Below are 11,809 nucleotides of genomic sequence, written 5' to 3' on the forward strand. Positions count from 1 at the left end.
CCGACTGGGATGTATCTTGCGAGGTGCCAGCCATCGATGGCGGTGGCGGGACGGCCGTGCGCGGGAGAACGCCCGGGCTCCCGCCGATCCGACACCCCGTGAGAGTGGTGCACACTATGAGAAGCACGCATGACATCGCAATGGCTCGCACGCTTTGTCTCCAACTGTAGCACTGGCCATGAAAAGTACCTCGGCTGAGACGCTGTCTGAAGCCTCAACCAGGGCGCCGGTGTGCCAAGGGAATGATGCACAGCCTGGAAGTAGGCTGCTCGGACCGATTGACACTGGCAGCGCTTGCAGCGGACTTTCCGCGTCCTGGCCAGATAGCAGCAGAACCGGAGGTCCGCTACTTAGGTTCAGGAGAGATGCTGAGCGAAATGCTTGTTCATCTCGAACATGCTCACCTTGTCTTTGCCGCCGAACACGGCCTGGAGCTTTGCGTCGGCCAAGATCTCGCGTTTGTTCTCAGGATTTTGCAGATTGTTGGACTTGATGTAGTCCCACACCCTGCTCACAACTTCCGTGCGGGGCAGGGGAGCAGATCCCACAACAGCCGCCAGTTCAGTCGAAGGCTGCAGTGGCTTCATCAACGCAGGGTTCGGCTTCTTGGCTGCTTTGGTTTCTGACATTGTGATACTCCGTTCTAACGCTGGTCTGCCATCTGCATCGGCAAGGTGGCGGGACCATGACGATCAAAGATCTAACAGTCTCTTAATCTCGATCTGCCGCTGATCTGCCAAAATCGAGCCCCATCGGGTAGTGTCAGGTGGTGTCAGATGGTCAGCGGCCGCGTCGTTTGCCTTGCGGCTTCGCCATCATCTGCCGCATCGCTTCCTCTGCCCGAGCCCTGGCTTCATCATCATGACTGAGGTTGCGGACCTCGGACGGTTCCTCTTGCTGATGCAGGCCGTTCTTGCGCGCCCGCCACTGCTTGGCCTGCGCGGCAGTGGCCGCCGCGTTAGCTAGCTTCTCAAGCCGATCGAGATGCGGCGTACTGGCCGCCCCCTTGGTGTCAGGGTGTTCATCCTCTTGCTCCGGGCGCTTAGCCATATGCTCGCTTCCTCACAATGAAAGTCATCAACTGCGCCAGAATGTTACATGCTTCCATTTCAGGGTGCATCGGTTAACTTCGCCTTAACCATAAAGGTCCGAGGTAGGTCGATGCGAAAGATCCATCATGGCTTCATAGCGATCGCCATCCTCGGAGGTCCAGCCTCTCCCATCCTTGCGCACCAAAAACTCACGGAGACATTGCCGCAGGAGGGATCAGTTCCTGCCGACATCACGGCAATTGTGCAACAGGCTTATTCCAGATGTTCGGAAGCCCCGCGGCCTGCCAGCCCCTTACAATGCGATGACTACATCCGGTCATTCGACGAATGCGCAGCCCGCAAGAACGAATGTGACCCGCATTCCGTTTACGAGGTCTTGCTCGAGTTGAGTTTCACACCTTCAGATCGCGGTCATAAAACTTCGCCAAAGCCACTCTGAGAACCAATCGGCACTGCGACCTGGCGCATGCTCGGCGCTCTCGTCGCACGCTTCGAATGAAGCGCATTAACCAGACGTTCACCATGGTCTCCCAATCATTCCCTCGGTCTGACGAAGCCGCGATGAGCGCGGAACCATGCGTCCTCCAATCCATTGATGTCCGCCAGTTGAATTGACCCTCATCGCCGGACGCTCACGCGTCGATGTGATGCTTCTGGTCGCAACTGAGCAGACCGCTTCATCATACTGTCATCACTTTCTGGGAGAGCCAGGGGGCTAACCCAAATCGTCCAATCAAAAGTCAGGCGCTCGCGCCCGATGCTTGCTTTTGTTCAGCCACTGCCGGGCCACATTACTCGGCTCAAGTCAGATAAGACACAACGTTGGGAGGCTCAGATTCACTATGTTCGCATGTCGCTCTGACGTCACCGTCCTCACTCACCCGGAACCCTCATCGATTCACAGTTCTAGGAGGAACTTTCCAGCCAATCCCGCAGATGACCGTTGGCGAGACATGTTCACGATCAACGACACCACGACCGCAGCGATCAACATCCTTGGGGCAATCGATGCGCTTGAGTCTGCCCTGAATCGTCGGAATCTCGATGCCGATGTTGTCATGACAACAGACCAGGAGCGGGAACTGCTGACACTTGGGATCAGAGATGCGTTGTTCATTCTTGGGATGCACCGCAAGCCACTGCCGAAAGTCCTGTCGTTGCTCTCGCTACGGATGGCAAACTCCCTCGGGATCTCTGGCACGAAGGCGAGCGCGGCCTTGCGTGATTTTCGCCTGGTGGAGGAATTGGCCGAAGAATCGGCTGCGCCGGCCGCGCGTGCCGCCTAAGAAACCCATCACGGAACTGGTCCGGCGCAAGCACATGCCAGGCTGCCGTGAGGACCATCCCTCATGGAGGTCCTGGCGCGTACTGTTCCTCCCCACCCAAGCACTCGTTCAGGAGTTATCGAGATGGCCAGAGGCAATAAATGAATTGACGGGGCTGGTCTCGGTAGCAAAATTCTGGTATTGAAGCTGCCCCGCGGATTGTCCGCCCGTTTCACAGCCACAGCCAGAGGAGGCGTTTCATGTCTATGCGACTTTGCACGTACCAACGTGCCGCTCTCCTCGTCACAACTTTAGCTGCTGCTGGCTCTCATGAAACCGACCGTATTCCCGCTGCTCTTTGTAGGGTTTGCCTTCCGCTTTGAGTTCATTCGTGTTCGGCGCAAGCCGGCGAATGACCATAAGCGGCCCGTCTTGACGTTTGAGTTTATCGAGGCTCTGCGACGGGAGGCGAGCCCTCACATCCTGCGCGACATTGGCATCGACCGCAGCCGGACCGACTAACGTTCCGGCTGCAAGGCGGTCGCAACGTTGCGATCGGGACAGACGGTGTGCGTCACCGCACAGCGGCATGTCGTGCGCGCATCTACATGGACTGTGCGATGCCGGAACACATCGCGCGCGTCCTGGTGGAAGGTCTGGTGCTCAGCCTCTCGCCGGGACGCTTCATGCTTGTTCACAGCGTTCGGTTGCACTTTCAGCGTTCATGGCGCATTGTGGTGGCGTGGTGTTGCAACCGGCATCACAAAAGCGCCCTGACAGTGAGCTCCGCACGGCTAACTCTGTCAGGGCGTTGTCATTTGTAGATGCCTTGCTGTCATCGGCGGGAAGCCTATCTTTATCGTTTGGTTTTTCTCCCTTGGACCACCAACGCCTTGGCCGAGATTTCAAGACAACGTCTCTGCCAAGGCGTCTTTGCATCTTCCGCTCGGGCTATGGTAGGTCGACCATATCTCACTCCGTGGTCAACCGTTGAATGTGGAGCTCGGCGAGCTTGCGCTGGTCGACAGTTTCTCTGAAATCGAGATTACCTGATCTCAACCGCAGTTCATCGAGAACTGGAGGGCTCGGGCTCAAGGCTGGTGGCTGAGCGGAAACCATAGTGCGGGGTTCAGGGTTGCCTCGCTCTTCCTCAGCCATATACGAATAAAAGGCTTCTCGATCCCTTACACTCCTTGGGTTTCATGACTGCTCACCGCCGCTTTCTCCTCGCCCCGTCCTTCGCTCGTCTGATCCGACGTGAGAGGGGCGGGCTGCGCCACGTCGAAGGCTTCTTTCCCGAACAGCGGGATCGCTCCTCCTGGGTGCGCCTCGAAGAGGGGAGGGGCCTGCTGATCCTCAAGACGGTCGGCTCTGACGGTGCGACCGAGGACCAGACCGACATCCCGGTGGGCCATGCCCAGGCGCTGCTTGACGTCTGCGCCGGCGAGGTCGACTACACCCGCACAGCCCTGCCGATCGGCAGGGATCAAGCCCTGGTCGACGAGATCATCCGGCCCCGTGTCCTGCACTTCATCACCGTGGAGTTTGACACCAGGGATGAGGCTGGGGGCTTTCATCCCCCCGAGTGGTTCGGGCCTGAGGTGACGGAGGATCCCCGCTACACCAATCAATCCATCGCCCTGAGAGGGCTCGACGAGAGTCCGGAGATCCCGCTGTCCGATGCGGCGCTCAACAGCCTAATCGATATGCTGGAAGGCCACTTCCCCGCCCAAGCGCAGATGGCCATCGGCCAGCCGAAGGCCAAGAAGGTCCCGGTGACGCGGGCCAAGGCACAGGCCAGCGGCAATACCGTCAAGGTCAACCTCGACGAGATCGAGGAGGCCATGAGGCGCGAGATGGAGAAGACGCTCCAGAAGGGCAATCCCACGTAAGAGCGCCCCCAGGATGCCTGACGCCCGCTCGCCCATACGGCATCATCTGGTGCTCTATCGGCGCAACCCGGAACAGGGCAGGGCGCGCTTCTTCAGCCTGATGATCGAGCGTGATCTGTTCGGCACGATCCGGCTGGTGCGCAATTGGGGCTTCGTTGGCGCCAAGGGCCGGGAGAGGGTCGAGATCTTTCCTGATGAGGCCCAGGCCGCGGTCGCGCTGCAAACTTGGGCGGATGCCCAGCGCCGCAAGGGCTATGCAGACCTCTGACTCATCGGGGAAGGCTCGCTGCGCTGTTCAAGGCAGCGTGTCAGCTCCTGGAGCCCGAGACCTCCATTGTGCCTCATCAAAGTGGTCTGGATGCCCCGTTTAAGCTCTTCCTAATCGGAATCGAGGGATAGTGCCCAGTGCAACTCGCCCTTGGTCAATTACCTTGGGCCTGATGGTTGTATCCCTTCGGGTGTCACGTTGGGTACGTCCAATGAGCAAAGAACATCCTGCCGCCTATGCAATGGAGCTGAAACGGTCCTGGCGCGTGGTTGTCCCTGTCCGGGGAAACTGACGCCCAGGATCTGTCGGGAGAAATTCACCTGCCGCGCCGACGCTCTCACCTGGATGAACACGGCTGAAGGTCACCGAGCCATCGCATCCGCTCGAGGGGATGACGCTTCACAAGCATAGAGGCTGATCGGCCGCCAAGTTGTCACTTGTCTTGCCGATACCCAGTGAATGCCGCTGCAAGCCGTGCTCAATATCAACCCAGCACAAGATCTTTGCCCGCCATGTATCGGGTTCTATCGCCTGGCCAATTAAGGATGTTTGCAGAATCCCATACCATTCCATCGCAGGTACTGCCTACACTCGCCCGAACCTTTCAGAGGGTTTGAGGCATGAAGCGGTTGGTCACGGTCACCGGTCCTATCACAGCCGCCCAGCTGGATGGGTACCTCATCGAGGAAAGGCTGCTGGATCAGATTATGATCCAGGTCAGCGACAGGGACGACGGCAACTTGGAGGTCGCCTTTCAGGAGCGGGATCAGCGCTACCTGTCGCAGTTCTCTGCCGCACAACAAGCCGAATGGCTGCACGAAGCAATGATTCATATTGAAGCTGGGTGCTCACTGGAGACGCTTGATGGGAAGTCTGCCTGGATCACTGACGAAGTGCCAGCTAAACCAAAATCCTCCATCAAAGCGATGAGGCCAGCGCGACAGGAACACGACCTGCCACCAGGTTTGGAGTTCTTGAGGCGAAGCTAGCTCTTGTTCTCGGACAGACCGAGCTTCAGAAACAGATGGGCTGCCAGCAGCGCATCGTTCAAGGCGTCGTGCTCGGCACGCAGGTGAGTAATGCTGATGCCGGCCTGCGAGCAAGCCTGACGGAGCTTGCCGGGAAGTCCGGATCGCTTAGCCAGAGCCATGGTGCAGAAGAAGCGCTCTCGTGGATAGATCGGCTGTGCTGTGCGCTCAAACTCCCGTTTGAGCGTGTTGTACTCGTAGGCGTAGTTGTGAGCGACGATTGTGTCATCACCCACATAGTCGATTAAATCGTGAACGACGTTCTCGAAATACGGCTCGTCCTCCACGTCCGCCAACGAAATGCGATGCACCGCGTGGCAGAAGGGGCTCATGGCTGACCGGGGCTTGACCCGTCGGACAAATGAGTAGCTTGGACGGGTGTGGCGTGATGGGTTACAGAGCATGTTAGTGACTGACCGACAATAGAATTCTACTCTCATTCTGAGAAAATGATTCAAAGTCGTGCGCGCTCATAATTCTACTTCTGAGGTAATAGGCGCGACGCTCTTATGTGGCTTCTCAGGGTACTACGAGTGACAATCAAGCCATCCGTCCGAGGGCTATGACTCTCCCACGCTTTAATGCGCATTTACCCCTTTGATCTTGCTGCGAAGCCAAGATGAACATCTAAGCTGACAAGTGGTCTCCAAGGAAGCCACAAGCGTGGAACGAATTGTCGTAACGCGTGCGAGGGATGATGTTTGGTCGGTATCGTACGAGGGGCGAACCATATCAGTTCACTCCACTGAGGATCAGGCGCTCTCAGCCGCCTTTGCCTTGGCCTCAAATCGTCAGCAGGCGGGGTTTGAAGCGGTCGTTATCATAACGCGGGACGAGTGAAGGCGAGTTCCAGCGCTCAAAAGACTGATCCTTCCGACGAAAGTGTTCTTAGGCGGGCTCCCAAGTGCACCTAATCAACGGATGAGGACGAAGGAGCGCTTGTACGGGTGGTGCTATCAGTCGCGTGTTGTCGGAGTTCTTTGACATGGATGATGATAACAACTCCTGGTGGCTAATAAAAAGTCGCCCGCCACTGACAGGTCGGCCCGTGTGCTCAATTGGCTGATCTTGTTCGCTGCATTAGGTGTACTCGTCTGGGCCGTCGTTCAGTCACTTGGATAGATTGAGGTGGCCGATGCCTCCCATACTCCGACAGCTTCCGTCGATCACACGTACGGCACGGCCAACCCAGGGCTTAAATACTGCAGTAAGCTCCGTCCAGCCCTTAGATCAAATCGACCTGCTACTTGCGTTGCGGCGGGTCGAGCGTGAGCGGGGACGAAAAGAGCCCTGACCGGATCGCGTGCGTCGCCCCGCCGTTGTTGAGGCGCGCCCAAACCAGGAGTAGCCGGCACCATCGTCGCGAAATTATCGACATGGATGGGGCGATCGGGCAGGGAACTGATGATCCCGTCAATTGTGCGGCAAGACATGCATCGGCTCGATGGCCATGGTGTCCTCGTTCGCCCCGGCAGTGCGCGCCCTGTCGACCATCTCAGCGACGTTCGACACGTTCGCAAAGGCCGTTAGGCCAAGTGCCAGGCAGAGGGTGAAGAGAAGCAGGAGAGCGGCGCGAATATCCATGCGGACCATCTAGGGCGCGCCAGGAAGTTCACAGCCCAAGTCGAGCTGTTTCTGATATCTCCTCTCGGTGTGGGGAGAGGTCAGCCGCGAGCGTCTGCTGCAGGATCCTGTCGCGGATCTCACGCTTCATGCTCCCGACCCTGCGGGCCATGGCATAGACCCGATCCTGCAGGGCTGTCACGTCCGCCATGACCTGGAACGGCGGCTCCGGCGGGAGCGGCAGTGCAAGGTTGTTCTTCAGTTCTTGCAGCAGCGTTGCAATCGCCGAGTTGTCGGCGCGCAGCCGCTGCAGTTCTGCCTCAAGCATATCTGATGTCTCCTGCGCCTTTCCGGGGACTGCCGGCTTTTGGATTTTGGGTGCTCTGCTCCAAGCGGCTACTGGGGCATGACAACGGTCAGGTAAGGCGCTGAGGGCTTCTCGTTGGCCCCGACCGGACCGGGCACCTGGTTCCTGACCGGCTTCAGGCTCTTGAGATAGCCTGCCAGAGCTTTGGCATCCCCATCCGTAAGCTTGCCGTAGGAATGATACGGCATGATCGGCACCAGCTGCCGACCGTCGGGTCTGACACCGGTCCGCACCGCCGTGATGATGTCGGCCTCGCTCCATTGACCGAGCCCTGTCTCGGGATCAGGGGTCAGGTTAGGCGGGTAGAAGATGCCGAGGCCCGGGATCTGGAAGCCGACCTCCGATCCCGCCAGAGGACGCTGCATGTCGGGCTTGCCGAGGAAGGTGCCCGGCGTATGGCAGCCGGTGCAATCCATGATGGTCACCAGGTACTCGCCGCGCTGCGTTTGGCTCTGGGCGAAGGCTGGTGGAACGGAGATGAGGAGGCTACCGCCTGCCAAAGCGGCGCAGATGATTGATCTCATGGAGCTTCTCTGACTGAGGTTGAACCCAGCTAAAGTGCCAGATGCCACATGGGAGTGAAGTGCGCAGAAGAGAAGGCGTAGATCGGCCTGGGCAGCTCCTCCGGCGTCTTGTCAAAACTCTTACCGGACAGCGACAGAGGCAACGCTGCCGGAACCACCACTCGAGACCGTTTTGACCGGGCAGCAGCAGGTTCCATAAGATATGTTGCAACATGCTTTAGATGCATCGAGCTTGACCCCGCCTCAGAGGTCAGTTTTGGAGGCCAAATGTTCGTTACTCAGAACAATAGTTGAGACCTCAGTCGCGCCCAAAACAAGATACGCTACAAAGATTTGCGGCTACAGTAGCTGCTAAGGTTCCGTTATATTGACAGTATGTTCTTTTTAAAGGATTATGTGTTCTGTTTGATGAACTCTAGGCAGAGGTTATGGCCGCAACGGCGCAAATCATTGATCTCAACGAAGTGAGGCGCCAGCGCCAGGGGATAGCGCAACCCGCAGCACCGATGCCTACCGTTGTGCCCGGGACTTGGGTTGCGGTATGGTTCTTCGTGCCTGTTTGGGTCGGGAATGCTTGGCCCATGCATCGGTAAGACGAGGTGTCGCCGTGAGAGATGTGCCCAAGGATCATCTCACCGGTGTTGCGCATGAAGCTGAGGGCGACCTTGAGAGTGAGGCCCACGAGCTTGCCGAGATCGTCAGCAGCAACCTCAAGCGGCTGCGCCGCTCGCGTGGTCACTCGCTAGAGCGCCTTGCCAACCTCGCTGGCGTCAGCCGTGCCATGCTAAGCCAGATCGAGCTGGGGCGAAGCGTCCCGACGATATCGTTGCTGTGGAAGGTGGCGCGGGCGCTCGATGTCCCGTTCTCGGCGCTGACAAGCCCAAGTACCGGCAGCGGCACGGTTGTCATGCGCTCAAAGAATGCAAAGATCCTTACATCGGCAGACGGGAGTTTCACCTCACGGGCGTTGTTTCCCTTCGAAGCGGAGCGGCGCGTCGAATTTTATAAGCTCACCCTTGCCGCGCAGTCACAGGAAGACGCCGTTGCCCATGCAGCGGGCACAATCGAGAACCTGACCGTCGTGATCGGCGATGTGGAGATTGAGGTCAACGGCTCCGTTTACAGTCTCCACGCCGACGACTCGATCATCTTCCAAGCCGACGTTCCGCACATCTACCGCAACCCCGGCCATGTGATGGCGATCATGTACCTGGTGATGACCTACGTGGAGACGGTCTGACAGTTCGATCACTGTGCCCGAGTAGGCGGTGCCACACCCGGCGGGCGGCAGCGCCTTTCGGAGGGTGGCCTGTTCAGGCGCTCTTCTTCATCGGCTTGGTCTGCGCGCCCATGGCCGAGCTCATGCCAACCAGCATCATGCCACCGCACATCATCATGCAGGGCATGCCCATCTCCATCATTCGCATCATGTTCTCGCAGCACATCTTGAACATGTCGGCGGACATGCCTTCCATCGGCATCATGGTGCAGGTCATGGAACCGTCCGCTGCCATTTCGCAGGACATGCGGCACATCATGCCCGGCATCATCCCGCCCATCTGCATGGGGGACATCATGTTCGGCATCATGCCGGGCATCGGCATCTGAGGCATCTGAGGCATCATCCCACCCATCATGGGCATCATCCCACCCATCATGGGCATCATGCCTCCCATCATCGGCATCATACCCGGCATCATGTTGCCCATCATGGGCATTGCGGCTGAGCTGGTCATCTGTCCGTCTCTCATCTGCTTGTCAGAAATGCGCCAGCGTTCCCGCTGCGTCGAAGAAAAGGATGAGCTCGGCGAAGTCCCACAGCAACCCATCCCAATGACGAGGCTGCTTCTTTCCTCCAATTTATTGGAGGTCGGGCCAACAGATCGAACAAACCGCCGTTTTATTGGATGTACCTCAGCTTTAGTAGACAACCGAGGCAGCCCCTGAGACAGCGTGGCATGTTCAAGATCACGCCGCCGTTGGAGGCTCCCGGCGTGGTGCAGGTTGGAGATGCGTGCGCACCCCGGGTGCTGCGCCTTCCTCCCGGGCTCCCAGCACCATCTCGGTGGCCCAGTTGAGCAGCAGGGAGGTGTAGGCCTGCTGCCACGCCTCGTCAGAAAGGGCATGATCGGCCCCCTCGATCACGCGGTAGGTGAGCGAGTGCGCCCCCTTAAGCGCGGCCAGATAGTTCTTGATCACCGGGTGCGGGATGATGTGGTCGTGCTCGGACTCCACCACCAGCACATCACCCCTGAATGCCGCGCAGGCGGCCAGGGCCCGGTTCTGGTCAGGCGTCATCCGCCCGCGACGGTAGTCGGCAAGGCCGTACTTCTTCAGCTGCTGCTTCGGCAGCGGCCAATCCTCGTCCCGGTAGAGCGCCGGCACGCGCAAGCCAAGCCAGTGCACGGGGCGCAGAGAGCTCAGGATGGCGGCCAAATAGCCGCCATAGCTGCTGCCCACCACGGCTATGGCGTCTTTGTCGACGGCTTGATGGCTGACCAGGGTGTCGTAGGCCGCCAGCGCATCCCGCAGATTGTCCTCGCGGGTGACAGTCTCTTTCTGCTCCTCAGTTTCGGCGTGGCCCCGCAGATCAACCGTCAGGCACACACAGCCCAAGGCGGCAATCTCGCGGGCCCGGGCCAGGTACTGCTCCTGGCTTCCGCCCCAGCCATGTAGAAACAGCACCCCAGGAACGACCGTGGCCGGGGTCACCAGGGTGCCGGAAATTCGCTCATCATCGACAGGAATGTCGATCCGGTCATCGCGTGTCGTCATGCGCCTGAACCACCACGTACTTGGTCAACCATCCGACATGCTCGTCCACTCCACGAAAATACACCGTCGCATGGGGTGGCGGAGCCTGGCTCTCACCGTAAACCTCGAAGGTGGCTGTGTGGACCACCAGCAAGCCAGGCTCAGCCCGAAAGGACTCAAGGGCGGCGATCTCAGCACCCGTTGCGCCACCCACACGCCAGAATTGCTCCAGAACCCCCGAGCGCCACTGCCTCCGTGCGTTCGTTCCCTGAGCCACGTCATAGTTGCGGCGCGAGGCAAACAGCCCCGGGAAGACGCTTGTGGCGGCATCGTAGGTTCGGGCCTGCTCCACGGCGATGCGAATGTACTCAGGCAGAGACAGCTGCACCAGAACATCGAAGTTGCCGCGCACCACTACGAGGTCGGATCCTCCATAGACCTCTTCTCCAGTGCTGTCGGTCGTCAGCCGCTGGCTGCCGTAATACGTGGCTGTGAGATCCGCCACCCGCACCTGGCCGACGCTGTAGGTGGTCACGGCCGTGAGGTTCTCCTCCAGGACCAGCCCAGCATCCGCAAGTTCAGCCGCAGCGATGCCAGCAAGAGCCTCCGTAAGCTCGGTCAGGCTCCGGATGACTCGCTGACCCCGTCCGGCGGTCGCGTGGACCGGCTTGAGGCGGACAGGCCCGTGCTCCAAAAGACGTTCACCGGCAGCATGGGCTTGCTCTGCCGTAAAGACCGTGTACCCCTCCAGGACAGCACTTTGTACTTGGCAAGTGAATGTGTCGGACCAGCCCTCCGGGGCATAGGCGCCCGGCTCAACGAGGGGATGGGTGATGGCCTTCGTTGCGACAAACGGATACGGCACGACACCACCGAACAGCTCGTTGTCCTTTGTGATGCCAACCCGGGCGGCCTGAAGGCCAACCAACGTGTTGCTAGCCCACCCTATTCATGAGACATGTTGATGTTTGTCGTTCTGGACTGCGATCGCGGGCGCTCGTTGCGTCTGTTTCATCGCGATGAGGTCTGGAATATGGGGAACGCGTTGGCAGGAGTTGGATGGACCGATGGGGGCGATCGTGGCCCCGCCGTTCAT

General features: G+C 59.1%; 15 protein-coding genes. 6 read left to right on the top strand and 9 right to left on the bottom strand.

Annotated features, from left to right (window positions below; translation table 11 throughout):
• Positions 1 to 356: 356 nt before the first annotated feature.
• Both ACS5Q1_RS19895 and ACS5Q1_RS19900 read right to left on the bottom strand, forming a co-directional pair.
• On the bottom strand, positions 357 to 629 hold the full coding sequence (locus ACS5Q1_RS19895; RefSeq protein ID WP_473099806.1) for an SWIB/MDM2 domain-containing protein: 273 nt from the start codon (positions 627 to 629) through the stop codon (positions 357 to 359).
• Between the two features lie 151 nt (positions 630 to 780).
• Positions 781 to 1,050, bottom strand: a complete 270-nt coding sequence (locus tag ACS5Q1_RS19900; RefSeq protein ID WP_473099807.1) for a hypothetical protein — start codon at positions 1,048 to 1,050, stop codon at positions 781 to 783.
• A gap of 955 nt (positions 1,051 to 2,005) precedes the next feature.
• Between ACS5Q1_RS19900 and ACS5Q1_RS19905 the strand changes: the two genes are divergently transcribed.
• The 5 genes from ACS5Q1_RS19905 to ACS5Q1_RS19925 all read left to right on the top strand — a co-directional run bounded on the left by ACS5Q1_RS19905 (position 2,006) and on the right by ACS5Q1_RS19925 (position 5,466).
• Positions 2,006 to 2,338 (top strand): hypothetical protein, encoded by a 333-nt coding sequence (locus tag ACS5Q1_RS19905; RefSeq protein ID WP_473099808.1) that lies wholly within the window; start codon positions 2,006 to 2,008, stop codon positions 2,336 to 2,338.
• Positions 2,339 to 2,647: 309 nt separating this feature from the next.
• Positions 2,648 to 2,839: a hypothetical protein gene (locus ACS5Q1_RS19910; RefSeq protein ID WP_473099809.1), complete on the top strand. Its 192-nt coding sequence runs from the start codon at positions 2,648 to 2,650 to the stop codon at positions 2,837 to 2,839.
• A 680-nt stretch (positions 2,840 to 3,519) separates the two neighbouring features.
• Positions 3,520 to 4,209 (top strand): hypothetical protein, encoded by a 690-nt coding sequence (locus tag ACS5Q1_RS19915; RefSeq protein ID WP_473099810.1) that lies wholly within the window; start codon positions 3,520 to 3,522, stop codon positions 4,207 to 4,209.
• A 13-nt stretch (positions 4,210 to 4,222) separates the two neighbouring features.
• Positions 4,223 to 4,477 carry a WGR domain-containing protein gene (locus tag ACS5Q1_RS19920; protein WP_473099811.1) on the top strand — a complete coding sequence of 85 codons (255 nt, stop codon included), beginning with the start codon at positions 4,223 to 4,225 and terminating at the stop codon, positions 4,475 to 4,477.
• A 620-nt stretch (positions 4,478 to 5,097) separates the two neighbouring features.
• Positions 5,098 to 5,466, top strand: coding sequence for a hypothetical protein (locus tag ACS5Q1_RS19925; RefSeq protein ID WP_473099812.1), 369 nt, complete (start codon positions 5,098 to 5,100; stop codon positions 5,464 to 5,466).
• On the opposite strand, the gene ACS5Q1_RS19930 is transcribed toward ACS5Q1_RS19925, so the two are convergent.
• The 4 genes from ACS5Q1_RS19930 to ACS5Q1_RS19945 all read right to left on the bottom strand — a co-directional run bounded on the left by ACS5Q1_RS19930 (position 5,463) and on the right by ACS5Q1_RS19945 (position 7,959).
• The gene (locus tag ACS5Q1_RS19930) at positions 5,463 to 5,945 is read right to left on the bottom strand and encodes a 3'-5' exonuclease (RefSeq protein ID WP_473099813.1); all 483 of its coding nucleotides are present in this window, start codon (positions 5,943 to 5,945) and stop codon (positions 5,463 to 5,465) included. The two genes, ACS5Q1_RS19925 and ACS5Q1_RS19930, sit on opposite strands and share 4 nt — an antisense overlap.
• A 973-nt stretch (positions 5,946 to 6,918) precedes the next feature.
• Complete coding sequence (locus tag ACS5Q1_RS19935) at positions 6,919 to 7,089, bottom strand: hypothetical protein (RefSeq protein WP_473099814.1); 171 nt, start codon at positions 7,087 to 7,089, stop codon at positions 6,919 to 6,921.
• 28 nt (positions 7,090 to 7,117) lie between these two features.
• A complete protein-coding gene (locus ACS5Q1_RS19940) occupies positions 7,118 to 7,396 on the bottom strand; it encodes a hypothetical protein (RefSeq protein WP_473099815.1) in 279 nt (92 codons plus the stop codon).
• 68 nt (positions 7,397 to 7,464) lie between these two features.
• On the bottom strand, positions 7,465 to 7,959 hold the full coding sequence (locus ACS5Q1_RS19945; RefSeq protein ID WP_473099816.1) for a c-type cytochrome: 495 nt from the start codon (positions 7,957 to 7,959) through the stop codon (positions 7,465 to 7,467).
• Positions 7,960 to 8,566: 607 nt separating this feature from the next.
• Here ACS5Q1_RS19945 and ACS5Q1_RS19950 point away from each other — a divergent pair.
• Positions 8,567 to 9,199 carry a helix-turn-helix domain-containing protein gene (locus ACS5Q1_RS19950; RefSeq protein WP_473099817.1) on the top strand — a complete coding sequence of 211 codons (633 nt, stop codon included), beginning with the start codon at positions 8,567 to 8,569 and terminating at the stop codon, positions 9,197 to 9,199.
• A 73-nt stretch (positions 9,200 to 9,272) separates the two neighbouring features.
• Here the strand turns inward: ACS5Q1_RS19950 and ACS5Q1_RS19955 are convergent, their stop codons facing one another.
• The 3 genes from ACS5Q1_RS19955 to ACS5Q1_RS19965 are packed head-to-tail and all read right to left on the bottom strand — an operon-like array spanning position 9,273 to position 11,641.
• The gene (locus ACS5Q1_RS19955; protein ID WP_473099818.1) at positions 9,273 to 9,890 is read right to left on the bottom strand and encodes a hypothetical protein; all 618 of its coding nucleotides are present in this window, start codon (positions 9,888 to 9,890) and stop codon (positions 9,273 to 9,275) included.
• A gap of 37 nt (positions 9,891 to 9,927) precedes the next feature.
• Positions 9,928 to 10,734 carry an alpha/beta hydrolase family protein gene (locus ACS5Q1_RS19960; RefSeq protein WP_473099819.1) on the bottom strand — a complete coding sequence of 269 codons (807 nt, stop codon included), beginning with the start codon at positions 10,732 to 10,734 and terminating at the stop codon, positions 9,928 to 9,930.
• Complete coding sequence (locus ACS5Q1_RS19965) at positions 10,718 to 11,641, bottom strand: DUF3182 family protein (protein WP_473099820.1); 924 nt, start codon at positions 11,639 to 11,641, stop codon at positions 10,718 to 10,720. Before ACS5Q1_RS19965 ends, ACS5Q1_RS19960 begins: the two co-directional genes overlap by 17 nt.
• Positions 11,642 to 11,809: the final 168 nt, after the last annotated feature.

It is taken from the genome of Microvirga sp. GN3, assembly GCF_055792825.1.

What these genes read in the sequence shown, in the direction of transcription:
- ACS5Q1_RS19905 (WP_473099808.1), top strand. Translation starts at nt 2,006, where the DNA reads ATGTTCACGATCAACGACACCACGACCGCAGCGATCAACATCCTTGGG.
- ACS5Q1_RS19900 (WP_473099807.1), bottom strand. Translation starts at nt 1,050, where the DNA reads ATGGCTAAGCGCCCGGAGCAAGAGGATGAACACCCTGACACCAAGGGG.
- ACS5Q1_RS19895 (WP_473099806.1), bottom strand. Translation starts at nt 629, where the DNA reads ATGTCAGAAACCAAAGCAGCCAAGAAGCCGAACCCTGCGTTGATGAAG.
- ACS5Q1_RS19935 (WP_473099814.1), bottom strand. Translation starts at nt 7,089, where the DNA reads ATGGATATTCGCGCCGCTCTCCTGCTTCTCTTCACCCTCTGCCTGGCA.
- ACS5Q1_RS19915 (WP_473099810.1), top strand. Translation starts at nt 3,520, where the DNA reads ATGACTGCTCACCGCCGCTTTCTCCTCGCCCCGTCCTTCGCTCGTCTG.
- ACS5Q1_RS19940 (WP_473099815.1), bottom strand. Translation starts at nt 7,396, where the DNA reads ATGCTTGAGGCAGAACTGCAGCGGCTGCGCGCCGACAACTCGGCGATT.
- ACS5Q1_RS19910 (WP_473099809.1), top strand. Translation starts at nt 2,648, where the DNA reads ATGAAACCGACCGTATTCCCGCTGCTCTTTGTAGGGTTTGCCTTCCGC.
- ACS5Q1_RS19925 (WP_473099812.1), top strand. Translation starts at nt 5,098, where the DNA reads ATGAAGCGGTTGGTCACGGTCACCGGTCCTATCACAGCCGCCCAGCTG.
- ACS5Q1_RS19945 (WP_473099816.1), bottom strand. Translation starts at nt 7,959, where the DNA reads ATGAGATCAATCATCTGCGCCGCTTTGGCAGGCGGTAGCCTCCTCATC.
- ACS5Q1_RS19930 (WP_473099813.1), bottom strand. Translation starts at nt 5,945, where the DNA reads ATGAGAGTAGAATTCTATTGTCGGTCAGTCACTAACATGCTCTGTAAC.
- ACS5Q1_RS19920 (WP_473099811.1), top strand. Translation starts at nt 4,223, where the DNA reads ATGCCTGACGCCCGCTCGCCCATACGGCATCATCTGGTGCTCTATCGG.
- ACS5Q1_RS19960 (WP_473099819.1), bottom strand. Translation starts at nt 10,734, where the DNA reads ATGACGACACGCGATGACCGGATCGACATTCCTGTCGATGATGAGCGA.